Consider the following 26,640-nt stretch of genomic DNA (forward strand, 5'->3'; position numbering starts at 1 on the left):
TTTCATTTTCCCTTACTGCCCGACCAAGGCTAGTTTTTTACCCTCCCCGTCGATGGCAAGCCGGTTCAACTGTTTGATGCCCAGCGAACTGAAGTCAGCCAGTTTCGTCCAGGTCGGTGTAGCGCCCGGTTTAAGCTGATACAAGGCCGTTCCCTGACACATGAGCAACGTACCATCGGGTGTCCAGACGAAATCTTCACTCCCGGCAAGCGTGGGCGCAATCGTCGTCATCTGGTTCGTTTTCAGGTCAAGCTGCTTTATGTCCCACTCAGTAGCCGTACGTTTATGTACAAAACTCAGCGCATTTTTACCCGGAATTTTGTGCAGCGATCGCCCAATACTGCTTTCGATTCGGGTCGTATCGCCAGCGCCGACATGGGCCAACTGAAGTGAATTCGGCGACCCCAGGATGAACAGGGCCAGCCAGTCGCCCGTAAGCCAGCAATGATACCCTACTGGTTTAACCTTTTCCAGTACCAGCATGGGTTCACCCGTACCTGAAATGGGGAATTTCCACAGGCGCTGGGTTTTATCCTTCTCCACCCGAATGACGGAGAAATACGCCCGATCCTGGGTCACCGTGGCCGAATATTCACTTTCGGCGGTTCGGGTCAGGGGCGAACTCGTTCTTTGCTGCAGATCATAGCGGTAGATGTCTGTCTGGCCGTCGTCCTGCATCGCGGTGTATAAAATACTCTTGCCATCCGTCGTAAACGAAGGCTGGTTGTCGTAGCCTTTTCGCTGAGTAATGTTTACGGGTTTACCGACCTGAGCAGGCTGGCTGGTCAATGTAAGATCCACCAGGAAAATATCGGCGTCGGGTGGTGATTGCCCCAACGCTACGTTGGCACTGAGGGTTGCGAAGGCCGAAACAATGACGCTCAAGGTAAATAAGCGGTTTACGCCCCTGGGGAGTACTTTTTTGAGGAAAGGCATGATTTTTCTTTTTCAGGTTGAAACAACAAGCGCGGAGTGATCCAGAAACGATTGTTTGTCGGGTAAGCTCGTCATTTTTTTTGTATATTCCGCTTTTCAACCTCCTCTCTATGTCCCTGATCCAGGACCCATTAGCTATTTTAGCGTTACTGATGGGCAATATTCTCGTGGCTGACCAATTGACCAAACTGCCCGTTTTTCGTCAACTCGGCACATCGCTCACCGTCATTCTGCTAACCGCTGTAACGGCCAACATCGGGTTGATTCCGACATCGACCAATGCCCCTCCCCTATACGATGGCATTTTTACGTATCTGGCTCCTATTTCGATTTTCTACCTGCTCCTGACCGTTAATCTGAGCAGCCTGCGACGCGCGGGTACGCCGATGGTGATGAACTTTTTCATTGGTGCCGCCGGTACGTTGCTTGGCGTGGTGGCGGGTATGTGGGCGGTAGCCGGCCCCAAAGGGTTTGGGGAATTGTATTATGCACTGGGCGGCATGTTTGCCGGAACGTATACCGGCGGCAGCAGTAATCTCAACGCGATTGCCCTCCACTATGGAGTCAATAAAGCAGGCAACTTATATGCTGCGGCCATTGCGACCGACAATATCGTCACGGCAATCTGGATGGGCGTCACGCTGCTGTTGCCGCCCCTGCTCAACAAATACTTCCCCCGACAATTAGTGTATGACTGGACACCCGCCGAAAAAGAGCAGTTTGAGGTCGAAGCCAATGCCCAGATCAGCGATATTGAAACCATGTCTCCAACCGATCTGGCATTGCTGATCGGCCTTGGTGTGCTGGGTTTATTTCTGGCGGGACAGCTCGCCGTTTATGTCCCCGCCATCCCCAAAATTCTGACGCTAACCACCTTAGCCCTGGTGCTGGCTCAATGGCCTCCTGTTCAGAAACTGCGGGGTGTCCGGGTGATCAGTATCTTCTGTATTTATCTATTTCTGGCCGTGATCGGTGCCTATTGCGACATCGCAGCCCTGTTGAAAGACGGGCATCTGGCCCTGATGATGCTCTTGTTTGTCAGCATTCTTGTGGCCGTCCATTCCCTGGTTCAATTTGGGGTTGGGGCCTTACTCCGTCAGGATTGGGCCATCCTCAGCGTAGCGTCTCAGGCATGTCTGGGTGGGTCGGCTTCGTGTCTGGCACTGACCAAAAGCCTGAACCGGCCCGATTTGCATTTGCCGGGTATTCTGGCGGGCGCTCTGGGCAATGCCGTTGGTACGTACTGCGGCCTACTGATTGCGGAGTACCTGCGCGGAGCAAGCTGGCTAATCGGTTAATTCAAGTTGCGAGTTGCCTTTTGTCCACCCATTTTCGCTTGGCTTCGCCGAGCGAAAATGAACTATATCGCGTTCAAAAAATCATTTGCAGCAATACCTGACAGGTCATTTCAGTAGCAAAGGGTGTTGATTGGCTTTCTTCAGGTACCTTTTATGACCTTAGCCACAACATACAATATGCCCCATTTCCTGCAGGCTGGCCCGTTTCGGGTTCGCTATGAAAACGGTTTTCTACGGTACGTTTCACTCGGTGATACGGAAATTCTCCGAATGATTTACTTCGCGATTCGAAACCGTAATTGGACCACAGCCGCGTTCACCATTACAGACGAAGTGATCGAGCAACATGCCGATTCGTTCCGAATTCACTACGGCTGGCACATAGACGATCTCAGTATCCAAATGACGGGATGGGTCGATATTCGGGGGGAAGCCGATGGTACCATTACTGTCGATTTTTATGGCAAAGCACTGAATGACTTCCAGAAAAACCGAATTGGTCTGTGTGTATTGCATCCGCTCGATGGCGTTCTGGGTCAGCCCGCGGAGGTGATTTCGCCCGATGGACGTATTGCTAACGACAATTTCCCGGTATTTATCAACCCGCACCAGCCCTTCCTGAACATCCAGACGCTACGTTGGAAACCGGCTTCTGGTACGGTCTGGCAGCTTGATTTTTCGGGCGATGTGTTCGAAATGGAGGACCAGCGTAACTGGACGGATGCTTCTTTCAAAACGTATTCGACGCCGAATAGTCTGCCATTTCCGGTGGCTGTTTCTGCTAGCGAGGAGTTCCGTCAAAACGTGGTTTTCGGTCTGTCGAAACAGGCAATACCAAACGGCGTGGCAGTTGTCGAAACGCCGGAAAAAGTAATAGAGTTTAATCCGACCCGACCGCGTATTGGTGTTGGGCAACGGACCGACGGGCCACCGTTAACCAATACTGAACTGGCTTTATTGAAAAAATTAAGCCTGTCGCACCTGCGGGCTGATGTATTTTTTCGCTTCCGATTCTGGCAAACGCTCCTGACCAATGCCATAAAGGATGCACAACGGCTGGGAGTTCCGCTTGAACTCGCTGTGTTTTTCGGCAATGAGCCCGCGAATGAACTGGGCGCCTTACAGGGCTTTCTTCAGAATCATGACGTAACGGTTCGCTCGATGATGCTCTACCATACAGAAACGCTAACGACGTCGAATGAACTCCTACAAACGCTGGTGCCACTACTACGTAGTGAGTGGCCGGGCCTGCTTATCGGTGGAGGCACCGACGATAATTTTGCCGAACTGAACCGTAATCTCGTTGATTTCGAGCTGGTTGATTTCGTGTCTTATTCCATTACCCCAGCGGCTCATGCGTCCGATAATCTTACGATACAGGAGAATATTGCCGGGCAGCCGGAGACGGTTCTGTCGGCCCGACGGTTCAGTAATGGCAAGCCCATCCACATTTCTCCAATAACACTACGTCCCCGGTTTACGACACGGGCCGGAACGGTTGTTGAACGTCTAAACGCTCTGGCTGATCCACGTCAAACAACAGAGTTTGGTGCCGACTGGACCCGCCAGAGTCTGAGCGCCTTAACGACCATAGGTGTTGAGTCGATTACGTATTACCAGTCTCACGGGCCTTCGGGTTTGGTGAGTGGCGACACCGTTTACCCCGTGTTTAACGTAATTCAGGAGTATCAGAACGGGGCAAGATAAGCCAGACGAAACGGTAGTATTTCTTGCCGCAAAGACCCCGCTTTTTGTCGTCTTCGCCCTCCTTCTGCGGTGTCGATCTGGCGTACATTTGTTTCGATAACAAACCAGTAAACAACATGCAAAAGATCACAACATTCCTGACTTTCAACAACCAGGCCGAAGAAGCGGCAAAGCTGTACACCACCCTTTTCAAAAATTCAAAAATCAGCAGCATCAACTACTACGGCGAAGGAGCCCCGGCACCCGCAGGAAGTGCCATGTCGGTTACCTTTCAACTCGATGGACAGGATTTTTACGCCCTGAACGGTGGTTCGCATTTTAAATTCGCCGAAGGAATTTCGCTCTTCGTAAGCTGTGAAACGCAGGCTGAAGTGGACGAGTTTTGGGAGAAACTTTCTGAAGGTGGAGAACAAGGACCGTGTGGCTGGTTGAAAGACAAATTCGGTGTGTCGTGGCAAGTTGTTCCGTCTTCATTAGGCCGACTATTGGGCGACAAAGACCCCGAGAAAGCAAAACGGGTTATGCAGGCCATGATGAAAATGTCGAAGCTCGACATCAAATCGCTGGAGGAAGCGTAACTAAAAGAGCGGTCTAACTTTTCAAATTTGTCCTATTAATAGAATCTTTTTATCATGCTGACCGGTCCGCCGGTCAGCATGATAAAAAAGGTGAATTTTCTCAGCAGTTTCGTTGAGCTAGGCGGGTTGGTAATGGAGTACCACAATACCACACGTGAACGATTTGGCCTCTGCCAGCCTAAGATTCAGCTTCTTATCCAGTTCACCAAATATGGACATGCCTTTTCCCAAGGCTACCGGATTGACAAAAAGATAATAATCATCGATCAGGTTATTCTTGATCAGAGAAGACACAAAGTCGCCACCCCCATAGGCAATCAGGTCGCCCCCTTCTCCATGTTTCAGCGCATTGATTTCCTCGACAATATCGCCCCGGTTCAACGTAACATTTTTGCCGTCGATACGCTCCAGTTGTCTTGAAAACACAACTTTGGGCGTGCTGTTCATTTTGTGCGTACCCGCGTCGGCGGTGGCGGGATCTGCCGCTCTCGACTCCCAGGCGCCAATGAAGCCTTCGGCCAATTTTCGGCCCAGTAAAATCGTACTGACAGGCTCAGTCAGGTCAGTAACATATTTATTGAGTTCCTCATCCCAGTTCCATACCAACCAATCCATTTCGTTAGTTGGACCGGCAATAAATCCATCGACCGTAAACTGTACCTGTAGCTTTAATTTTCTCATGATTGACTACCGTTTATACTTGGACAGGTAAATATATTTTCTCAAACGGTATTCTTTTCAATTCTTTGGCGGATAATTGCCAAATACTGAATTAACCATCGTGTCAGAGGTTTATCAGGAATATCATCCAGCTTGATGTTAAAAAGGCACGTAGCGACGCATAAAGTCAACTTATTGATAGTAAGCAGTTTTTAGATATGGACGAAGCGCAAAAATACTGGGTCGTGGTAGCCTCAAAAGACCATGTGCAGCGGGGGGTTACCGGCGGATTTATGCAGGCCAATCATGGGAAACTGGCCCCGCTAAAGCGCATAAAGCCCAATGATTGGGTGATCCTCTATTCGCCCAAACAAGTGCTGGAACGTGACGAAAAATGCCAGGCCTTTACGGCCATCGGGCAGGTGAGCGACGACGCGATTTATCAGGTTGCTCTGACGGAAAACTTTATGCCCTTCCGGCGCAACGTAACGTTTTACCCATCCAGAGAGGCCTCAATTTTACCGTTGATTGATAACCTTGAGTTCATCCCGAACAAGAAATCCTGGGGCTACCCGTTTCGCTTCGGCTTTTTCGAGATCGGCAAGCACGATTTTGACTTGATTCATAAAAACATGCTCAACGAAGACCATAAATAATTCCGGCCCTACCTGAAGGCATACGTGTTCCCGGCAGCGGACACTACGTGCCGGAAGCAGCATCCGGCGACGTAGTGACCACCCTGAAAGCGTTTAGTTTATGGGTGCTGGCTAATTAGCTAATTCAGTTCGCCGGGAGTCACCAGGATCGTTAGCTGACGGTTCTCCCGCAGTACCGCCAGTTTAGTACGTTGCCCAATCGTATCGTCGGTCAGCAGGCGATGAAGATCATCCATGGTGGAAATGGGCTGCTCGTTGAACCCTACAATAATATCCCCCTGCTTTAGCTGACTATTTCCCGCGACACCATCGGCTTCAATACTGGAGACAATGACGCCCGTTTTGGTCGTTAGCTGGTTGTATTGTTTGATGCGTTCGGTCAGGTTTATGAGTTGACCGGCAATGCCCAGATAGCCCCGACGAACCCGGCCATGCATAATGAGTTTACCCGCCACAAACGCGGCCAGGTTCGATGAAACGGCGAAACAAAGACCCTGAGCGGGCAGAATGACCGCCGTGTTGACGCCGATCACATCGCCATTGCCATTCACCAACGGCCCACCTGAATTACCCGGATTCAGCGCGGCATCGGTTTGGATAACATCGTCGATGAGCCGCCCCGATTCAGAACGTAACGTCCTGCCAAGCGCACTCACCACACCCGCCGTCAGCGAGTACTGAAACCCATACGGATTGCCTATCGCGATCGCAATCTGTCCCACCTGAACCTGTTTTGAATCAGCGAACCGGATGGCTTTCAACCCATCGGCATAAATCTTGATCACGGCAATGTCGGTAGCAGGGTCGCGCCCGATAAGGGTCGCTTCGTAATCCCGGCTTGGTTCATCGTTGCGGGCTGGCAGGGCTACCTCAATCTTACTAGCCCCGGCGACTACGTGATTATTGGTAATGATATACCCGTCGGTCGAGATAATAAAACCCGATCCTGTGCCCCCGGAATCATTACCCCGGCCCTGACGTCGTCGCTGGAGATCGACGCCGGACTGACCGTTGGCCTGGCCACTCACTTTGATCTGTACTACCGATGGGCTGACTTTTTTGGCGACTGCAACAACCGTATTCGAATAGGCATCCAGCAGAACGGCGTCCTGCTCTCCCCTCCCGGCCGGTTGTGAAGCCGAATCAGCAAATGTCACAAATTGGGTATCCATTAGATTGTTGTTTACTGTGCAAATCACAACCCGATCAGCAACTGTTCCAGAATAATCTCATCCTGAATACAGGTCAGACAGTCCGCCAATCTGTCACTTTATTTGCAGCAATTCGGTCTCGAGAAGCCTAGATAGGGAAATGAGATCGGTAACTCGCCTAGACTACCTGTTAAACTGGCAGTCATTGGTAGATCAGAGCGTGTTCACGTATCTGGTTTCAACAGTAAAATAGCTGCCCTTTCGTGCTTTCCTCGATCATGAGATACCTATTTATCGCGGCATCCCTGCTGTTCATCACAACTCGTTTTACGACCAATCCATCCGATACCAACTGGGTAGAATATAACGGCGACGGCGCCCGAAGCCATTATTCGTCGTTGACGCAAATCGACGCGTCAACCGTACACCAGTTGAAGGTGGCCTGGACCTATGCATCGGGCGGGGCCGATACGGTGGGTAATCGAACGCAGATGCAGTGTAATCCCATTGTCATTGACGGTATTTTGTACGGCGTATCGGCAAATACCCAGGTCTTTGCGCTGGATGCCGCTACGGGTCAGGAAATCTGGCAAACGAGTCTGACCGACAATGGCGGCACGACGAGCCGGGGCGTAACGTACTGGGCTGATGGTCAGGATAAACGCATTCTGTTCGGCGCGGGCAAATGGCTCTATGCGGTTAATGCAGAAACTGGCAAGCCTATCGATAGCTTCGGAAAGGCCGGACGTATTGATTTGAAAGAAGGCATCGAGCGACCGGGGGGCGACAACTATGTGCAACCGAACACGCCCAATACCATTTATAAGAACCTGATTATTGTTGGTGCCCGCCTGTCGGAAGGAGAAACCGCGTTGCTTGGTGATGTACGGGCGTATGACGTTCGAACGGGCCGGAAAATCTGGACGTTTCACACGATTCCGCAACCCAGCGAATTTGGGTACGACACCTGGGCTCCCGCGAATCCGCGTCAACGACTGGGCGGGGCGAATGCTTGGGCGGGCATGGCTATTGATCGGCAGCGCGGCATTGTGTACATCCCCACAGGATCGGCTGCGTATGATTTTTACGGCGGAAACCGCAAAGGCAACAACCTCTTCGCGAACTGCCTGCTGGCGCTGGATGCCACAACGGGCAAGCGGCTCTGGCATTTTCAGTTTGTCCATCACGACATCTGGGACCGCGACCCGCCCGCTCCGCCGAGCCTGTTAACCGTTACGCAGAAGGGTCCCGACGGTCGGCCCCGACGTATCGATGCGGTCGCGCAAACAACGAAGCAGGGACACGTTTTCGTTTTTGACCGGGTATCGGGAAAACCGTTGTTCTCCGTAGCCGAGACAGCTTTCTCGGGTGATGCCGTTATGGGTGAACAGACCAGCCGCACGCAACCCATTCCGCAGAAACCCGCCCCTTTTACGAAGCAGACATTCACCGAAAAAGACATCAATTCCTGGGCTTCCAACCGGGATGAGATTGTGGCTACATTACGAAAAGCCCGTACCGGAAGTCCCTATATTCCGCTGACGTCAGACATGACGATTTTCTTTCCGGGTACGGATGGTGGGGCGCAATGGGGCGGCTCGGCCGTTGATCCCGAGGGAATCATCTACATACCGGCCAAACAAAACCCCTGTTTTTCCACGCTGGTCAGAAAAGAACAGCCCGCCAAAAATGCGTCTGTGACGGGCGCTCAATTGTACAGTCTGCGTTGCTCATCCTGCCACGGGACCGACCGTAAGGGCAATCATGACGGCTCCTATCCATCGCTATTGGGTCTGGCAGCCCGGCTCTCGACGGATGCGGTTCAACAGGTTTTGTTGAAAGGACGCGGCATGATGCCTTCGTTTTCGCATCTTCCCGAAGCCGAACGCAAAGCCATCGTCGATTTTCTTTTCAACAAAGGGACGACGTCGCAACCGGTCAGCAGTGCCCAGAACGGTGGGTTGCCTTACCAGCATACAGGCTATAACCGCTGGTACGACAGCAAAGGCTATCCTGTCAGCGCACCACCCTGGGGAACCCTGACCGCCATTGATCTCAACACAGGAGAGCATCGCTGGCAGGTCCCGCTGGGCGAATACAAGGAGTTGACCGCCAAAGGTATTCCACCCACCGGCACTGATAACTACGGCGGCCCACTCGTAACGGGCAGTGGTTTGCTGTTCATCGCGGCCAGCAAAGACGAACAATTCCGGGCGATGGACAAAAAAACGGGCAAAATTCTGTGGCAGGTTCAACTACCAGCCGCAGGTTATGCGTCGCCCAGTACCTATTCGGTTGGAGGGAAACAATACGTAGTGATTGCCTGCGGTGGTGGAAAATTGAACACCAAATCAGGAGATAAGTACGTAGCGTTTGCTTTACCATAAATGTATCCACGGGCCGCGTTCGGCTTCAGTCCGTGTTTAGATTTGAATGGACTCACAGGCTAAAGCCGAACGTGGTTCATGGATACAACTTAACCCACATTCTCTATGTCTAAAGTTCTCAACGTTGGTTTAGTAGGCTTCGGCCTGTCAGGGCGGTATTTCCACACGCCGTTTTTATCCGTCAATCCAAAGTTTCGTTTAAAGAAAATCGCCAGCAGTCGCCCCGATGCGGTTCGTGCGTTCGATCCGTCGATTGAGTGGGTTGCTACGCCTGCTGAGTTGTTCGAGGACCCGACCATCGACCTCGTTTTCATCTGCTCGCCCAACGAAACCCATGTCGACTATGCCCGTCAGGCGCTGGAGCAGGGGAAACACGTAGTGGTTGAAAAACCCTTTGCGCTCTCCGAAACGGGCGCTGTTGAGTTACTGGAATTGGCGCAAAAGCAGGGCTGCATCGCTACAGCCTATCAGAATCGCCGATGGGATTCTGATTTTTTGACGATCAAGCGGCTGCTGGCCGATGGTTCGTTAGGGACGCTGGTGGAGTATGAAGGCCGTTATGACCGGTACGCGCCCGTCCCGCCCGATTCCCAGAGCTGGAAAGAGTTGCCGGGTATCGGCCGGGGTAATCTTTACAATTTAGGACCGCATATGCTCGACCAGGCGCTGAACCTGTTTGGCAGACCCGATACGGTTGAGGCTACCATTCGCATAATTCGCCCGAATAGTCGGGTTACCGATTATTTTGACATAAAATTAGGCTATGCCGATAAGGTCGTCAGGGTGGAATCCAACTACATGGTTTACCACAATCAGCCCCGCTACAGGCTGAATGGCACCGAAGGTTCCTTTATCAAAGGTGGTCTGGATGTCCAGGAAGAACGCCAGCGGCTGAACCAGCTCCCCAATCTGCCCGACTGGGGGGTTGAGCCGCCGGATCGCTGGGGCACACTTTATCGGGATGGCCAGTCTATACTCATAGAGAGTGAACGGGGAAATTATACGCCGTTTTATGATAATCTCTACGACGCTATCGTAAACGGAGCCGAACCGGCCATTACACCCACCGATATTCAACAACTCGCCCGTGTGATCGATTTAGCCATGGAGAGCAGCCAGACACTACGTACCATTTCCTTTTAATTATGACCAATTACCGCTGGCGAATTGTTGTGCTGCTGTTTGTGGCTACGACCATAAATTACCTTGACCGGCAGGTTATTAGTCTGCTCAAACCCACCTTAGAAGTCGTTTTCAACTGGACAGAAACCGATTACAGCCATGTTGTGATGGCGTTTCAGGGCGCTTATGCCCTCAGCTACGTTGTTTTTGGCCGACTCATTGACGTGATCGGCACGAAGTTAGGCTACACCATTGCCGTTTGTTTATGGAGCGTAGCGGCCATGATGCACGCCCTGGCGACCAGTACGTTCGGATTTGGGGCTTATCGAGCGTTGTTAGGGCTGGGCGAAGGGGGAAATTTCCCGGCCGCTATAAAAACCGTAGCCGAATGGTTTCCCAGAAAGGAGCGGGCGCTGGCAACGGGCATTTTCAATTCCGGCACTAACATTGGCGCGGTGGTGGCGCCCATTCTGGTGCCCTGGGTACTGGGTGTTTACGGCTGGCAGATGGCTTTTTTACTGACGGGACTGGTTGGCTTTATCTGGGTGATCTTCTGGTGGTGGAGCTACGAAAATCCCCAGCGTCATAAAAAGTTATCCAAAGAAGAGCTAGTATACATCACCAGCGACGCAGAAAGCAACGCAGGTGGATCGGTGCCGTGGCTTGATTTACTACGTTATCGGCAGACGTGGGCGTTTGTGCTGGGTAAGTTGCTGACCGATCCCGTCTGGTGGTTTTTCCTGTTCTGGCTGCCCTCCTACTTTGCTTCCTCGTTCAATCTGGACCTTAAGAAGCCAAGTTTACCGCTCATTTTTGTATACACCGCGGCTACGCTCGGCAGCGTTGGGGGTGGCTATCTATCGGGGTATTTCATTCGCCGGGGCTGGACAGTCAACCGTTCCCGCAAAACCGCGATGTTTCTGTATGCGCTCTGCATTGTACCGATTGCCCTGACCCGCTACGCGACCAATATATGGGAAGTCGTTGGGCTGCTTAGTCTGGCGGTTGCGGCTCACCAGGCCTGGAGCGCCAATCTCTTTACGCTGGTATCGGACATGTTTCCTAAAAATGCCGTTAGCTCGGTTGTTGGGCTTGGCGGCATGGCAGGATCTGTTGGCGGGCTTCTCTTCCCAATTGTCGTAGGCGCGTTGCTGGATACGTACAAAGCTGCGGGAAACATTTCGATTGGGTATAATTATCTGTTTGTGATTTGTGGCAGTGCGTATTTACTGGCCTGGTTATGTATTCATCTGTTCGCCCCCCGGATGAAGCCAATTGATTTGCCAACTAATTCTCCAGAAGCACCTTAACAGGCAGTAGCTGTCTTTCAGAATCATCTATCCTGAAAGATAGCTACTGCCTGTTGATTTAACGGTGGCACCTTAGCCGGTAAATTTGTGTTAATTTTACGAGTGGGCCGGTACATGCTACGTATGCTCTATAAAGCTATTATGGATTGTAAGTTCATCGAAAAAGCGGCTGGAGCTATCGCCGATAAATCACGGTTGTCAATTTTAATCGAGTTACGGAAGAAAGAAACCCTAACCAATGCCGAGGTGATGGACCTGGTTGGTCTGTCGCAGCCCTGTGTTTCACACCATATTAAGCTATTGATCGATAGCGGATTGGTCAATTCATCGAAGGAAGGCCGTAACGTTCACCTGCAACTGAATAAAGAAGCCGTTCAACAATTGTCATCTTTTCTGGATGGCCTTGTTTAATTAGTTTTTCTAATTCATCCAAACTTTTAAATATATGAATCTGTTAGTCCAGAGAATTCAGGGCAAAGCTTTCACTTTGCTCATCACGTAAGCTACCAGATAAAATGGCACATAAGCTATTCTCAGAAGCCACGCTCGGCAAATTAACCCTCTCCAATCACATAGTAATGGCCCCAATGACGCGGAGCCGCGCGTTGGGCAACATTCCTAATGACATGATCGCTGAGTATTACGCTCAACGGGCTTCGGCAGGTTTGATTATCACAGAGGGTACGTCACCTTCCCCCAATGGCCTGGGCTATGCCCGGATACCCGGTATTTATAGTGCCGAACAAATTGAAGGCTGGAAGAAAACAACCTCCGCCGTGCACGAAAAAGGGAGTAAGATTTTCATTCAGTTGATGCATACGGGCCGTATTTCTCACGATGCCAATTTGCCCGAAGGAGGAGAAATTCTGGCCCCATCCTCGGTAGCTGCAGCTGGTGATATGTGGACTGATTCGGATGGTATGCAAACCAATGGTACGCCCCGCGAAATGACCAAAGCCGAGATAAAAGCAACGATTCAGGAATACGTTCAGGCGGCAAAGAATGCGATCGAAGCCGGTTTTGACGGTATTGAACTGCACGGTGCCAATGGCTACCTGGTTGAGCAATTTCTGAGTGATCGCAGTAATCAACGCACGGATGAATACGGCGGCTCTGTTGAAAACCGGTCCCGGTTCCTGCTTGAAATCGCCGAAGAGTCAATTGCTGCCATCGGTGCCGACAAAGTAGGCTTGCGCCTGTCGCCGTTTGGGGCTGCGGGCGATCTGCTGCCACACGCCGACGATACACATGATTTATACGTTTATCTGACGGGCAAACTAAACGATCTTGGTCTTGTCTACCTGCACCTGGTTGATCACTCGAGCATGGGCGCACCACCAGTGCCAGCAACGGTTGTGGAAGCCATTCGCGAGACATTTAAAAGCACGATTATTTTGTGCGGCAGTTATAATGCGGACCGGGCTGAAGCTGATCTAGAAAGCGGCAAAGCCGACCTGATTGCATTCGGTCGCCCGTTCATTGCTAACCCCGATTTAGTCACTCGTCTTGAAACCGGTGCTGAATTGGCTCAATTCGATCCTGCTACGCTCTATGCGCCCGGCGCAAACGGTTTCGAGCAGGGCTTCATCGATTATCCTGCGCTGGCCGAAGTTCAGGCCCAGTAGTCAACTTGTCGCTTATACGATACAAGCTCCCCGGATTACCAGGGAGCTTTTTTTATGCTTAAGAGATCCCTCAATTTATTGACCACAGAGCGGTCCGCCGTTGCGGCACAGAGGACACAGAGACATAAACCAATGAATCAGACTTTTCTCTGTGTCCTCTGTGCCGCAACGGCGGACCGCTCTGTGGACAAAACTTTCTGTGGTAGATGTGATCTAAAAATGCTTTTACGTTCATCACCCTCTTAAACGTATCGGACGGTCGAGTTCCTTAATCCTATGCAATACCACACAAATTGCTTTATAGAACGGCTAAGTATCGTCCTGCTTTTGATGATGAGCCGCACATTGATAACCTTTGGCCAGGTGCCTATAGAGTATAAAGGAAAACCCTTCAAAGACGCCGAATACACAAAAGGAGCCCAACTCATTCCGGGACGTGTGGAACTGGCGTATTACGATCTGGGGGGCGAAGGCATTGCCTATCACGATACCGACCCGATCAACAAGGGCAGTGGCGAACTCAACCGGAAACCCGATCATCAGCGGCCGGGCGTCTCCGATTATTTAGTGCATTTCAGGGAAAAGGAAGGCGTCGATATTTCGTTTACCAAAGACTTTGCCGACTTCAACCATCCCAACAAAGTCGACCCTAAAGTGAATCAGCTATACATCGGCTGGCAGGAAGATAGCGAATGGACGAATTATACAATTGATGTAAAAGTGCCGGGTGTGTACAGAATGATTACAGTCTACGGCTATCAGGACAACAAATCAGAACTTTGGCTGAATAACAAAAAGGTGGTCAATCTGGTCATGCCGGAGAATACGGGCGACTTTCATCGCTGGACACAAGCTACAGTTGGCGAGATTACTTTCCCGACGGCCGGTCCCAATCTGCTTACCTTACACTACAATAAGGGGTCTAATCTGGCCTATCTGGACTTTGTGCTTGTCTATAAAGAAAAACCCGCAAACAAATAACAACGTAGCACTTAGGGGAAGAGGGATTGCGTTTTGTTATCCTAAGCCATTTAGCGCATTGACCAAAGCCCCAACAGAGGACCGGGAAGCAGCAGATAAAATAACCAGCCTGAGATCCCGACCTGAGCGACCAGCCAGGCCATCAATTGGATGGATAGTACCGTCAGGAGAAAGCCAAAACAGGTAACGAGCGTTAGAATACTCCCCCGGTTGTCAATGGTAGCGCGACTGGCGACCAGGGTAGAAAACTGTGGGGAGTCGCCAGCCGCCGTAGCTCCCCATACGAGCAGAAAAAGCCCAAACAGGAAAGGTGGCCCACTTAACATCAACGGTGTCAACGCAATACATAGGCCGGAGGCCATCAATAACAACCGGGCAACACGCGTACTCCCAACCTGCAAAGCAGCGTATCCCCCACCCACGCACCCGATCACGCCAGCCGCAATTGCGCCAAACGTCCATAAAGGAATCGGTAACTCAGCGGTGGGATGTTGCTGTTTGTAATAGGCGATCAACGTTGGCAAAAAAGCCCAAAGCGTGTACAGCTCCCACATATGGCCAAAGTAACCCAGCATGGCGGGCCTAAAAGCGGATGGTCTGAACAACGAGAGCAGCGCCTGAAAGCGAAAGAAATTACCCCGGTTCAGTACCGGTTTGGCGGGTACAACGGCGGTCAGCAAAACGCCCCCACTTATTGCTAAAAGACTGACTGACAACATCAGTGTCCGATAAGGAAAACTCCCTCCTACGCCCCGAATCAGGTAGGGGAAGGCCGTGCCCAGCACCAGCGCACCCACCAGAAAGCCCATCGCTTTCCCTAGTCCGGCTTTAAATAAATCAGCCGCAATCTTCATCCCAACCGGATAGACACCGGCCAGAAAGAAACCGATCATGAATCGGCTGATCAGCAACGTTTCTGCTTTTACGGGCATTAATAGCCAGATCAGATTGACCAGGGCGGCCAACGTAACGGATACCAGAAAGACGTAGGTGGAGCGAAACCGATCGGGTATGGACAGTAATGCGTAAAGTAATGTACCCGTAATGAAGCCAATCTGGACGGACGAAGTAATCCAACTGGTAAGCTCCGTATTCTTCAGAAAAGGTTGCAGTTCAGGTAGAATGGCGTTACCGGCAAACCAAAGGGACGTACCGGCAAATTGAGCAAATACAATAACCAGCAATTGATTATTGATTCGTGAGGAAGTGGTCATGTCCAAAGATAGGCATTCGATCCAGCTTGCTTGCCGTTGCAGGAAGCTGAACGGCTTAACCATTAACTAACAATCATTACGAAAGAAGACGTACGCCTGTCATTTGATTGCCCTGATGGCTGAAATTGTCGTATTTGCTTCGGTATAGACTTGGCGCGCTATTCTATGAAGTCATGCGGAATCAGGTAGCCGAAATGGCCATTTTAGCTGTCAGATCAGGTAAGCGAAAACGATATGCCTACAACCCAGAATATACTGCTCGTCACCACCGCAACGACAACAGCCCTGATGGCCGGGCTTTTCTACGCCTATTCCTTCTCGGTGAACCCAGGGCTGAATCGGTTATCGGACACTGCCTACGTAGCGGCCATGCAGTCCATCAACCGGGCTATTTTGAATCCGGTTTTCTTTGCCGGGTTTATGGGAACGGCCCTGTTATTGCCCTTGTGTACCTACTCGAACTATGCACAGCCGTTATCCATGCGGTTCTGGTTTTTACTAGCAGCAACAGTGGTGTATCTCGTTGGGGTAATGGGTGTTACGATGGCTGGCAATGTCCCCCTCAATGAAGCGTTGGATGCGTTTAATCTATCCTCAGCTTCTGCCTCGGAGATTGCGGCTCAACGGGTTGCGTTTGAAATGCCCTGGAACCGCCTGAATACCATCCGCACGATTGCCTCCATACTAGCCGTCATTTTTACCGTACTTGCCTGCCTGAATTCACCCGATCAATAAATGCTACTCTTTTAAACAGACGTACTTAGGGGCTAAAGAACCGCATAGCATCCTAATTCCTTTGCTATTCTCTACTGAAAGGAAAGCTAAAAAAGTACAGATCGTGCGGTAAGGCGGCTAAATTATCAGGTAGATTTGTCGGAACAATAATGAGTCGGCATTTTTGCCGCTGTTAGTTTTTATTCGCCAAACGTCGGAATACCTCATGAACCAACCATCACGGAGAACATTTGTTAAAAGTAGCGTTGCCGCCGGGTTAGGCGCGGGCTTGCCATCCCTGGAAAGTGCCCCCAAAGAGCTGTTCGTTCACCACGTTTTATTCTACCTCAAAAACGCAGGGAACGCGGCCGATAAAGCAAAGTTGCTGGAAGGCCTGAATAAGCTGGCGAAGTGCCCTACCATCAAAATGGTCCATATTGGCACGCCTGCCGCCACAAACCGGGATGTGATCGAGCGAAGCTATACCTACTCGTGGTTATGTTTTTTCGATAGTCCCGCCGATGAGGAAGCCTACCAAAAACACCCCATTCACGATGATTTCCGCAATAATTATTCGTCTTTGTGGGAAAAAGTAGTCATCTACGACGCTATCGGACCGAAGCGATAAAATAGATTCTATCTGACAGAAGCCATTACATTGACGTAGTGGCTTTTGTCTTTTCTATCCGGCGGCACCCGCCATCGGACCTTCAGGGACAACGACCGGTTGGGATGGCTGACTGGCCCTACCCCGCGTAAAGGAAATGATGGCACCCGTCAGTACTAAACCGGTCATGATCAGATACGCGTAATGCATGCCGAGCAGTTGGGCCGCCGTCGCTTCGGGCGATACGTTATGAGCTAGTCCATAACGGTTGCGCGTGCTGTACCAGACGGCAGCCGCCAGCGCAATACCGACGACAAATCCTAAGTTACGCATAAAGGCAATCATGCTGCTGGCAATGCCGCGTTGCGCTAACGGCGCCGAATTCAGGGCGCTGCTGCTGTTGGGCGACTGAAACAGGCCAAAGCCCAAACTTACCAGTGAACTCCGCCAGACGACATCTTTCCAATCCCAACCGGCGTCCAGAAACGAAAAAGCAAAGTAGCCAATGGCGGCCATCAACAAGCCAAAACTGGACAACCATCGGGTACTGACCCGGCTGGAAAGGTAGCCGCCAAGTGGAGCGACAATACTGAGAGTCAGTGGACCGGCCAGCAACACCAGCCCGGCCTGTCCGGGGTTTAGACCCAGTAGCTGCTGCAAGAAGAAAGGGATTATGAACAGGTTTCCGCCAGAAGCCACGAATCCACAAAAAGCGGCCAAAATAGCAGCGGTAAACGGTCTGACACGGAATAGACTGAGTCGTAGCATCGGCTCACTGACCCGCATTTCCCAAAGGAGAAACAACACCAGCAGAATTGTTCCAATGGATAGTAACCCAATTACGAGTGGGGCATTCCAGCCGTATTGTGGCTCCGGGCCGAAATCCAGGCCGGTCAGCAACGTAGTAACACCAATCAGAAATAGGCCTGCGCCCACTAGATCGAAGCGTTGGTTAGTCACTTTCGGACTATTAGGCAATATCGTCCACGCCCGCCAGATGGCGATTAAGCCAATTGGTACGTTCACAAAAAAGATACTCGACCAGCCAAATTTCCCCAATAATAACCCACCAATAACGGGTCCGGCGCTGGAACCCGCAGCGACGACCGACCCCATTAGCCCCAACGCCTGACCCCGCTCCTGGGGCGAAAAGGCATCGCTGATAATGGCTGGTCCGATGGCATAGATCATGGAAGCACCCAGACCCTGAAGTACCCGAAATGCCACCAGCGACCAGAGGTTCCATGCCAGGCCACAAAGCATTGACCCCAGCACAAATACGCAAAATCCGGTAATGTAAAGCTGTCGACGGCCCACCCAATCCGACAGTTTGCCCATAATAAGCAACGTACTGGTCGTTGTGAGCAGGTAACACAACACAATCCACTCGACACTGTCGCCCGCGTTCAGTTGGCGCCGGATCGTTGGCAGCGCAATATTGACGATACTGCTGTCGAGCGTTGACATGAAGGTCCCGAATACGACAGTGCCCAGAATAATCCATTTGTTGGGCGCCGATTGTTCAGCGGCAGACGTGGGTAACGACACGGGTAAATCAGGTTAATGCTGGAACGTAAACGTAGTAGCAGGACGGTTGTTTAGCCTATTTTACACATAATTAGCCATATAACCCCCGGAAGGCTACCAATTGATCGTCCGTTTTTTATATTAGTAGGCTTATTGGCTGAGCCACTCAATTATACGACCTGATGAAAACATCCCGACGATCCTTTTTGCAAAAGACCACCCGAAATGGGCTGGCGATTCTCTCGACAGGCAGTCTGACCGCCAACGTTATTGATCAGGCAAAGCTTAATACGGACCAAGCCGAAGATCTGTATGCCAATACGTTACCAATTAAAGCCGACCATGTTGTTCGATCCCTGCCGGAAAATATGGTTTGGGGTTATTTTGGCGCTGACGTCCCTCCGGTGTATAAAGTAAAAGATGGCGATGTCGTTGAAATTCAGACGGTCAATCCGTCGGGTGTGAGTCGGACAAATCCAGAGGAGTTTTACACCAAAAACAACCTGCCCCTTGATCAGCACGCGCAGGAAGTCATCACGATTATGAAAAATGTGAAGCCCGAACCATCGGGCATTCGCGGGCATATGCTAACGGGACCCGTGTATATCGACGGTGCGCAACCCGGTGATAGCATGGAGATTCGCATTCTCGACATGACGTTTCCGGCCCCATTTGGCGTCAACAGCGTGTGGCCGGGTGGCGGTGGTATTCCCGATGAAGTGAAGACCCGCGAAACGTTCGTCTATCGGTATGATTCGAAACACAAAATGGCGTCGCTTAAAGAAGGTGTTGAGATTCCGTTGAAACCCTTTATGGGCGTAATGGCCTTATCGCCACCCGCCGATCTGGGTCGGCAGAGTTCGATTCCGCCAAACTTTTTCGGGGGCAATCTGGACATCAAACACTTAACGAAGGGCAGTACCTTGCACCTGCCCGTATCGGTGCCGGGCGGCCTATTTACCACAGGCGACGGACACGGGGCGCAGGGAAACGGCGAAGTGAGTGGCGTCGCCATTGAAACGGCCATTACGTTAACCGTCAAGTTTATTGTTCACAAAGGCAAGGCGCTCAAACAACCAAGAGCCGAAACATCGACTCATTTCATTGCCGTTGGACTGGATAAAGACCTGAACAAAGCCATGAAAATGGCTCTTTCGGAAGCCTGTGCCTTTATCAAAGATGAGTTGGGTTTTACGTTCAACGAGGCTCTGTCCATCGCCAGCACCGCCGTCGATTTTGAGGTCAGTCAGGTTGTAGACCAGACGTTGGGGGTTCATGCCATGATTCCGAAGTCAATTTTCACAAAGAAGAAATTTGACTATTGGTCGTAAAATTTAGAGAGCGAACCTAACTTCCCGAAGGCTAATCACTTTCGGGAAGTTTCAACACAAGTCAACCCATGCACCTACTAAAAGGCCTTAATCAGATACTTTATTTTCTGCTTGAACTCGGTATGTTAGGCTCGTTTGGCTACGCTGGTTTTCACAGCACCCAGCATCCCTACGGGAAATATATAATCGCCATTGGCCTTCCTCTGGTCGCTGCTACGTTATGGGGACTCTTTGCCGCTCCCCGTTCTGGGTACCGATTGGATTTCCCCTATCGCTCCCTTTTTGCTCTGACTATGTTTGGCCTTGCTTTCTTTCTGCTCTACAGAACCGGACAAACTCGTCTGGCGATTATGTTAGGGATGCTGGCGTTGGCAAGCGAACTAACAGCTATTGCGTTTAAGGAGTAGATTGACGCCATGCAAGCCGATACGTTACGTAAATGAAACGATCATTGCTTTTGGCGGAAGTCGTACACTAAGGTGTTAAATAGCTGGAAAAAGAATTTTATATTTGATTCCCTCTCGCAGAAAGAGGGCGCTCCTAACATAGAAATGGCAAATGTTTGACGTTTTTTTCTCTCATATTCTGGCAAAGGTATCGCTGACTCAGGCGGAGAAAGACACTATAAAAACGTTCTTTGTTTCCAAAAAGCTTAGAAAAAAACAGTATCTTCTTCAGGAAGGCGATGTTTGCAAATACATGTCCTTTGTGGAGAAAGGCTTGCTCAGATCGTACAACGTAGATGAAAAGGGTGATGAGCACATGAATTTGTTTGCCTGGGAAGGCTGGTGGACTTCAGATATGTATAGTTTCTTTTCCGGCGAAAAAGCTGTTTTAAATATAGATGCCATTGAAGACGCCGAATTGTTGATGATCACGCGATCAGATTTCGAGGAAATGACGTTGAAAGTCCCTGTAATGGACCGTTATTTTCGGATTCTTTTTCAGAATAGTTTAGTCACAAAAGAGCGGAGACTGGTAAGTTCGAACACACACACTGCAGCCGAAAAATATATCCAGCTGGCTCAAAACAATTCTGAGCTTATTCGACGAGTTCCCCAAAATTTGATTGCCTCTTATCTGGGTCTCGCTCCGGAGACGTTAAGTCGCATTAAGAAGACGATTACGTCCCATGAATAATTCAGATTGACATAGATCAAGTGTATTTCTTGTTTTAAATCAACTGGCAATGATTTGGCAGCGGGTACTTTTGTGCCTGGGCAATTTATAGCATAAACACGGCAATCATCTCTATGTCAAACACGGCACATCCCAAAATACTCATTACCGGCGCAACCGGACAGGTTGGTAGTAAAACGATCGACTTCCTGCGCTCAAATAAAGAAATCGACTTGGTGGCTGCGGTACGTTCACCAGAGAAAGCCGCTCTTTATATGGCAGAGGGAATTGAAACGGTCACCCTTGATTTTGACGATGAACGTACCCATCTGCCTGCTTTTAAGGGCATTGACCGTGTCCTTATCATTACTGGCTATACCGTTGATATGTTGCGTCAGAGTAAAGCTTTACTGGATAATGCCAGGAAAGCGGGGGTACAGCATGTGGTGCATCTGGGGGCATGTGGCCGCGACGACACGACTGTTGCCCATTGGGCATGGCATCAACTGATTGAACGGTATATTGAGTGGTCTGGATTTTCCTATACGCATTTGCGTCCTGAAACGTTCATGCAAAATCTATTGAGCTACGGCGGTAAAAAAGCGATTGAAGCCGGGGTAATCCATGCGTATGTTGATAACGCCCGCCTGAGCTGGGTAGATGTTGAGGATGTGGCGCAGGTAGCTGCGCTAGCTTTGACTCATCCAGAATTGCATAGTGGAAAAACCTACAGACTAGGGTATGATGCCAAAAATTTTGATGAAATAGCCACCTTAATGACTTCTATCGTTGGTAAATCGTTCCGATATGAGCCACTTTCTCCTGAGGTATTTCTGCGCGCTATGCAGCATGCAGGGGCCGAAATGGCTTACATGAACTGTGTATATGATCATTGGAAACGGTATGCGGCTGGCACTATCCCTGGCGCCGATGATACGTTTGATAATTTTCCTGAAATTACAGGAAGGCAACCGGAAAGATGGGCTGATTTCATTGAAAAGCATAAAGCCGAATTCGACTATTAGCGGGGAAAATCAGGACGGTTTACGGCTTACTCCTCCCCTAAAAGCCTTAGTGTTGAAGACAGATACAGAGTTTTGATCAAATCACTTAGCCGTCACCTGCACTACGTAGGTACGTACAACTTCGCCGTTGCCGGTTCCGTCTATTGCCTTTCTCGTGAAAACAACATTTGCCGTGCCGGACGTAACACCTTTTATCTGGAAAATCATTGGTCCGGTATTATCGCGTTTTAACGTATCTACGGCTGGCGCAAGATTCCGCCGGGATACTTCCACAACCTCCTGATTGTCGGACGCGCCAATTAATTCCCATGAGCCGTTCCCCCCTTTGGACAACGTAATATCTTTGATTTCTCCGACAGAGACACGCAGCGTTTTCTGGGAACCGGTGCTGGGTTGGCTGGTCTGGGCACAGGCCATTAAGCCAATCATAAGCGCAAGAGGCCAAACCCGTTTAACCATTGGCCAGATCCTATTGCCTGATACAGATCGGTTAGAAAAAGTAGTTATGTTAGTCATATACTTGTAACTGTCGTTCCGCCCTAACGGTTTGGAATCAGCGCAATTACAACAATTTGTCGGGCGTGATAGGTAATTCCCGGATGCGTTTACCGGTGGCATGGTATACTGCGTTGGCCATAGCAGCCGCAAACCCAATCAGACCAATTTCGCCGATGCCTTTGGCGCCAATGGGATCGAGAAAGGCGTCGGGTTGATCAATAAGAATGACATCAATGGCAGGGACATCGGCGCAGACGGGTACGTGATAGTCAGCCAGATCTTTAGTCACGTATCGACCGTAACGGTGGTCAATAACGCCATCTTCCATCAGCGCCATACCAATTCCCCAAACCACCGATCCCAGCACCTGACTGCGCGCGGTGTGCTGGTTGATTACTTTGCCCACATCCAGCGCCGACACCACCCGACTCACCCGAACTTCGCCCGTTGCTGCATGCACGCGTACTTCAACAAAATTGGCGCAGAAGGATTGTCCCGATCGTTTCTCTTTATCCGGTTCCTCCTTCGACTCTTTCGTTACGTCCATCTGGGTCAGATTGCGTTGCTTCAGCAGGTCGGCGTAGGCTTGTCCATCACGGTTTTTTTGGTCAGCCGCCAACACCTGTAGCTTCTCTTTCAGCGCTACACAAACGTCGTGAACTGCCGAGCCTACCGACGCTGTGGTATGCGAACCAAACTGCCCCGGTGCCGGAGGTAAGGACGAATCACCCAGTTCAAAACGGACCCTGGCGGGGTCCATGCCCATCACGTCGGCGGCAATCTGCGTCATAATCGTATACGTACCGGGGCCCACGTCGGCGGTTGCGCTTTGGACGATCAGCGTACCATCCGCCTGCAACACAGCCCGCGCCGTTGCGGGCGACCGATTGGCGTGATATATCCCCGCAGCCATCCCCGTCCCGATCAGCCAAGACCCATCGCGGGTTGAGCGGGGAACCGGATTCCGCTTCGACCAGCCAAAGCGTTTGGCACCCTGTTCGTAACACATTTTGAGGTAGTTACTCGACCAGGGCGTCCCGTTTTCCGGATCAACTTCGGCATAATTGGCCAATCGCAGGGCCATCGGGTCCATTTTTAGCGCATACGCCAGCTCGTCCATCGCCGACTCCAGCGCAAACGAGCCGCTGGTTTCGCCGGGCCCGCGCGTCCAGCAGGGCGTACTCAGATCAAGTGAAATGAGTCGATACGTAGCGTTAAGATTTGGGCAATTATATAGCGATTTAGTTGGATGAATTGTTCGTTCCGTAAACTGTTCGTAGGCCGACGTTGAGCCATAAGCCTCGTGGGTGATACCCACTAATTTTCCGTCGGGGGTCGCGCCCAGTCCCACTTTTTGAACAGATCGAGGCCGATAGCCAACCATGTTGAATACCTGATCGCGTCGCAACGCCACTTTCACGGGACGCCCTACTTTCTTCGCGCCCAGGATCGCAGCCATTTCCTGCGGCCAGATTCGCGACGAGCTGCCAAAAGCCCCGCCCACAAACGGCGAGTGCACATGGACATTCGCTTCAGGCAGACTAAATGCCTTCATAATGTCGCTCTGGGCCAGTTTGGACGCCTGCGTCTTGTTGTAAACTGTTACCCTGTCGCCCTCCCACACAGCTGTCGTCGCGTGTGGTTCCATGGGATTGTGCACATGTATGGGCGTTTGGTATTCCTCTTCGATGTGTACAGGCGCACTTTTATAGGCATTCGCGATACCACGGGCGGAGTTATCCGGGCGTTTTGGCGTATAAGCTTTAGACAGATTTTTACGAATGTCAGTTTGGTGCGACTCCTGAACGTATTCAACTTTGACCAGCGAGGCCGCATAAGTTGCCCGTTCGAACGTATCAGCCACGGCCAGCGCAATCGGCTGGTTATTGAAGTGGATTTTTTCGTCGTAGAAAAGGCGAAATTCCTGACCCACCACCCGTGCCTTTTCCGGATCGGGTTTTGCGTCATAACCCGGCACCTTGGGTGAATTTACATACGTAATAATGGACAGTACTCCGGGCGCTTTCTCGGCAGCAGATGTGTCGATGTTTTTAATACGTCCCTTGGCAATCGTGCTCGTCACCAACACACCATACGCCATGTCAGGCAAATCGTATTCGACGGCATATTTAGCGCCCCCGGTTACTTTTAGACGACCATCCACCCGGGTCAGTGGATCGCCAATACGAACCTGATTCAACGATGCTCCTTCCATACTCTATCCTGGCGTAAGCAGTCAAGTTTTTATTCTACTACTTTTTGTTTGCCAAAAGGTTCTGGATTGTGATCGAACAGGTATTTTTTCGACAGGATTAGCAGGCTGTATTTTCGCTTACAAATCCTGCCAATCCGAACGTCGGCCCGGTTGTAGGTCCTGTCAGACAATTTAATTATCTGGCTGATCGCGTATAAAAGACAAACCCGTTTTCCGCGCCCGTTTTCCGCACATCGTGCAGGGAATCGAGGAGAGTAGGTTGCTCACTGGCCTTACGGATAAACCAAACGTCTTTGTCGATTCGACCCCGTAGCAGCCATTCGTCATTGTAGTAGTTAGGATTCGTTGGGGCCTGCTTCTGTGTATAAAAATAGGGGCCGTAACTGTGGTATCCGTAGGCTTTTACGTACACATTCTGCCCCTGTGCCTTTTCAAAAAACCGCATAGCGGCATCCTGCGAGATACCTTCGATCCGGCCGATAAAAAACCAGAGCGTCAACGTAATGAATACCGCCATACCACCGAAAAGGACCACAATAGCTTTGTCCGGTTCACGCTGACTAAACCAGACAAGCGCCAGAATCAGGATGATAAGTAACCACACGCCCGGCAGTACTTCCCAACCCGTCCAATTGATGGTTGCATCCAGATTTCCCTGCGTGAATGGGTCCTGATCAGCAACAGATTTCACCAGATCCATGCGGTGCGCCAGAATGGGCAAACCGATTATAGCCGCTACATAGATTCCACCAACAAGCAGCAAACCAGCCCTCATCCAGTTGTTGAATTGAATTTTCCGCTCTTCCAACTGCATGAGTGTCAGGGCTGCCAGGTAAGTGAGCGGAAAATAACAGAGTGACGAATAATGCACAATTTTGGACTGAACAATGCTGAACAAGACCAGCACAACCCAGAATAAGATCAGCATCCACCGCCGAAATTCCCGCTGGTAGTTCCGCTCGATGAACAGCGTTCCTAATGCCCGAATACCAAAAATAGACGCCGGAAAACAGCCAACCAGCAGAATGATAATATGATAGCCCGGAAAGCCCGCGTGTCCGGCATCGGGCGTACTGAACAGACGAATGTTGTAGGCCAGAAACTCGCGCATCAGGGCCGGGCCGTGGAGGAAAATATCAAGCCCATACCAAGCCAGGGAAACAACCGAAGCGGCAATGGAAAACGCAATGAATTGTAGGGGCGTAATAAACCACCGGAAGCGGCTGAGCAATCCATACACACCCAGCGCCAGGCATATAATCAGGTAAGCGACAGGGCCCTTTGTCATGATGGCCAACCCAAGCACCAGGCCGCCCGTTACTACGTATGTCCACTCACTTTTGGGTACGGTCAGCGCCCCGCCCAAACGTTCCCGTTTCCAGGACGCAAAAATGAGATTGACTAAACCAATGAAAATAAACAGGTTAAAAAACGGATCAATAATGCCGGATCGAAAATATAAGTGGGGTGTTACCGACCCCAGATACGCCAGTGACCAGAGCAAGCCAAACCGGTGACCGTGCAGTTTCTGACCCAGGTTATAAAGGTAAACTAACGTAATGATGCCACAGACAGCATTAGGCAGCCGGGCCGAAAACTCATTGATGCCAAAGAGGTGCATCATTATTGACTGAAACCAGAAAAACAGCGGTGGTTTTTCGTAAAACGGCTTAAAATCAATATGAACGTGCAGATAATCACCCAGTACCATCATCTCGCGGGCGCACTCGGCAAAGTTAATTTCGTCCCAGTCGAACAGGCGAACGCCCCCTAGAAACGGGATAAAAAACAGGATTCCTAAACCAGCAAGTACTAACGAATAAAAAAGTTTTTGATTCATTAACCAACGTATTAATGGCAAAATAACCCTACTTCCAGATGGGAAGGGCGCGTAAAAATAGAGGAAAAAAGATTGCCGGGATTGACGATATTCGCGCCGACATGTCAGTTTACAGTATACTGAATACCGTAGACCAATA

Annotated in this window: 24 protein-coding genes; 16 read left to right on the top strand and 8 right to left on the bottom strand. The window is 50.6% G+C overall.

Annotation, left to right across the window (positions count from 1 at the left end; all coding sequences use genetic code 11):
- Positions 1-12 precede the first annotated feature (12 nt).
- Positions 13-936 (bottom strand): TolB family protein, encoded by a 924-nt coding sequence (locus BM202_RS03845; protein WP_093823118.1) that lies wholly within the window; start codon positions 934-936, stop codon positions 13-15.
- Positions 937-1,046: 110 nt separating this feature from the next.
- Between BM202_RS03845 and BM202_RS03850 the strand changes: the two genes are divergently transcribed.
- From BM202_RS03850 to BM202_RS03860, 3 genes are all read left to right on the top strand, one after another.
- The gene (locus BM202_RS03850; RefSeq protein WP_177236497.1) at positions 1,047-2,234 is read left to right on the top strand and encodes a DUF819 family protein; all 1,188 of its coding nucleotides are present in this window, start codon (positions 1,047-1,049) and stop codon (positions 2,232-2,234) included.
- A gap of 177 nt (positions 2,235-2,411) precedes the next feature.
- Positions 2,412-3,941, top strand: a complete 1,530-nt coding sequence (locus BM202_RS03855; RefSeq protein ID WP_093823119.1) for a D-apionate lactonase family protein — start codon at positions 2,412-2,414, stop codon at positions 3,939-3,941.
- Positions 3,942-4,057: 116 nt separating this feature from the next.
- Positions 4,058-4,519: a VOC family protein gene (locus BM202_RS03860; RefSeq protein WP_093823120.1), complete on the top strand. Its 462-nt coding sequence runs from the start codon at positions 4,058-4,060 to the stop codon at positions 4,517-4,519.
- A 117-nt stretch (positions 4,520-4,636) separates the two neighbouring features.
- Here the strand turns inward: BM202_RS03860 and BM202_RS03865 are convergent, their stop codons facing one another.
- Positions 4,637-5,200: a dihydrofolate reductase family protein gene (locus BM202_RS03865; RefSeq protein ID WP_093823121.1), complete on the bottom strand. Its 564-nt coding sequence runs from the start codon at positions 5,198-5,200 to the stop codon at positions 4,637-4,639.
- A gap of 197 nt (positions 5,201-5,397) precedes the next feature.
- Here BM202_RS03865 and BM202_RS03870 point away from each other — a divergent pair, with 197 nt between their 5' ends.
- Positions 5,398-5,835 (top strand): EVE domain-containing protein, encoded by a 438-nt coding sequence (locus tag BM202_RS03870; RefSeq protein ID WP_093823122.1) that lies wholly within the window; start codon positions 5,398-5,400, stop codon positions 5,833-5,835.
- A 119-nt stretch (positions 5,836-5,954) separates the two neighbouring features.
- On the opposite strand, the gene BM202_RS03875 is transcribed toward BM202_RS03870, so the two are convergent.
- Positions 5,955-7,007, bottom strand: coding sequence for a S1C family serine protease (locus BM202_RS03875; RefSeq protein WP_093823123.1), 1,053 nt, complete (start codon positions 7,005-7,007; stop codon positions 5,955-5,957).
- Between the two features lie 257 nt (positions 7,008-7,264).
- On the opposite strand from BM202_RS03875, the gene BM202_RS03880 reads away from it, so the two are divergent.
- The 6 genes from BM202_RS03880 (at position 7,265) to BM202_RS03905 (ending at position 14,411) form a co-directional block, all read left to right on the top strand.
- Positions 7,265-9,373 (top strand): outer membrane protein assembly factor BamB family protein, encoded by a 2,109-nt coding sequence (locus tag BM202_RS03880; protein WP_093823124.1) that lies wholly within the window; start codon positions 7,265-7,267, stop codon positions 9,371-9,373.
- A gap of 105 nt (positions 9,374-9,478) precedes the next feature.
- The gene (locus BM202_RS03885) at positions 9,479-10,516 is read left to right on the top strand and encodes a Gfo/Idh/MocA family oxidoreductase (protein WP_093823125.1); all 1,038 of its coding nucleotides are present in this window, start codon (positions 9,479-9,481) and stop codon (positions 10,514-10,516) included.
- A gap of 2 nt (positions 10,517-10,518) precedes the next feature.
- Entirely contained in the window at positions 10,519-11,805 is a 1,287-nt protein-coding gene (locus tag BM202_RS03890) for an MFS transporter (RefSeq protein ID WP_093823126.1), read from the top strand.
- A gap of 87 nt (positions 11,806-11,892) precedes the next feature.
- Complete coding sequence (locus BM202_RS03895) at positions 11,893-12,216, top strand: ArsR/SmtB family transcription factor (protein WP_317039671.1); 324 nt, start codon at positions 11,893-11,895, stop codon at positions 12,214-12,216.
- A 104-nt stretch (positions 12,217-12,320) separates the two neighbouring features.
- Positions 12,321-13,430, top strand: a complete 1,110-nt coding sequence (locus tag BM202_RS03900; RefSeq protein ID WP_093823127.1) for an alkene reductase — start codon at positions 12,321-12,323, stop codon at positions 13,428-13,430.
- A gap of 276 nt (positions 13,431-13,706) precedes the next feature.
- Positions 13,707-14,411: a carbohydrate-binding protein gene (locus BM202_RS03905; RefSeq protein WP_093823128.1), complete on the top strand. Its 705-nt coding sequence runs from the start codon at positions 13,707-13,709 to the stop codon at positions 14,409-14,411.
- A 50-nt stretch (positions 14,412-14,461) separates the two neighbouring features.
- Here BM202_RS03905 and BM202_RS03910 read toward each other — a convergent pair whose 3' ends face one another.
- Complete coding sequence (locus tag BM202_RS03910) at positions 14,462-15,625, bottom strand: MFS transporter (protein ID WP_093823129.1); 1,164 nt, start codon at positions 15,623-15,625, stop codon at positions 14,462-14,464.
- Between the two features lie 234 nt (positions 15,626-15,859).
- On the opposite strand from BM202_RS03910, the gene BM202_RS03915 reads away from it, so the two are divergent.
- Positions 15,860-16,360, top strand: coding sequence for an anthrone oxygenase family protein (locus tag BM202_RS03915; protein WP_093823130.1), 501 nt, complete (start codon positions 15,860-15,862; stop codon positions 16,358-16,360).
- Positions 16,361-16,565: 205 nt separating this feature from the next.
- Positions 16,566-16,967, top strand: coding sequence for a Dabb family protein (locus BM202_RS03920; protein WP_093823131.1), 402 nt, complete (start codon positions 16,566-16,568; stop codon positions 16,965-16,967).
- Between the two features lie 54 nt (positions 16,968-17,021).
- On the opposite strand, the gene BM202_RS03925 is transcribed toward BM202_RS03920, so the two are convergent.
- Positions 17,022-18,494, bottom strand: coding sequence for an MFS transporter (locus BM202_RS03925; RefSeq protein WP_245776510.1), 1,473 nt, complete (start codon positions 18,492-18,494; stop codon positions 17,022-17,024).
- A gap of 161 nt (positions 18,495-18,655) precedes the next feature.
- Between BM202_RS03925 and BM202_RS03930 the strand changes: the two genes are divergently transcribed.
- The 4 genes from BM202_RS03930 (at position 18,656) to BM202_RS03945 (ending at position 21,948) form a co-directional block, all read left to right on the top strand.
- A complete protein-coding gene (locus BM202_RS03930; protein WP_093823132.1) occupies positions 18,656-19,804 on the top strand; it encodes an acetamidase/formamidase family protein in 1,149 nt (382 codons plus the stop codon).
- A gap of 68 nt (positions 19,805-19,872) precedes the next feature.
- A complete protein-coding gene (locus BM202_RS03935) occupies positions 19,873-20,211 on the top strand; it encodes a YrdB family protein (protein ID WP_093823133.1) in 339 nt (112 codons plus the stop codon).
- Positions 20,212-20,362: 151 nt separating this feature from the next.
- Positions 20,363-20,944 carry a Crp/Fnr family transcriptional regulator gene (locus BM202_RS03940; protein ID WP_093823134.1) on the top strand — a complete coding sequence of 194 codons (582 nt, stop codon included), beginning with the start codon at positions 20,363-20,365 and terminating at the stop codon, positions 20,942-20,944.
- 113 nt (positions 20,945-21,057) lie between these two features.
- Positions 21,058-21,948, top strand: a complete 891-nt coding sequence (locus BM202_RS03945; RefSeq protein WP_093823135.1) for an SDR family oxidoreductase — start codon at positions 21,058-21,060, stop codon at positions 21,946-21,948.
- A gap of 81 nt (positions 21,949-22,029) precedes the next feature.
- Here BM202_RS03945 and BM202_RS03950 read toward each other — a convergent pair whose 3' ends face one another.
- The 3 genes from BM202_RS03950 to BM202_RS03960 form a co-directional block, all read right to left on the bottom strand.
- Positions 22,030-22,377 carry a hypothetical protein gene (locus BM202_RS03950; protein ID WP_245776511.1) on the bottom strand — a complete coding sequence of 116 codons (348 nt, stop codon included), beginning with the start codon at positions 22,375-22,377 and terminating at the stop codon, positions 22,030-22,032.
- Positions 22,378-22,510: 133 nt separating this feature from the next.
- On the bottom strand, positions 22,511-24,661 hold the full coding sequence (locus tag BM202_RS03955) for a xanthine dehydrogenase family protein molybdopterin-binding subunit (RefSeq protein WP_093823136.1): 2,151 nt from the start codon (positions 24,659-24,661) through the stop codon (positions 22,511-22,513).
- Between the two features lie 175 nt (positions 24,662-24,836).
- Positions 24,837-26,501, bottom strand: coding sequence for an ArnT family glycosyltransferase (locus tag BM202_RS03960; protein ID WP_093823137.1), 1,665 nt, complete (start codon positions 26,499-26,501; stop codon positions 24,837-24,839).
- Between the last annotated feature and the right edge of the window lie 139 nt (positions 26,502-26,640).

Source organism: Spirosoma endophyticum, assembly GCF_900112365.1.
GTDB lineage: Bacteria > Bacteroidota > Bacteroidia > Cytophagales > Spirosomataceae > Spirosoma > Spirosoma endophyticum.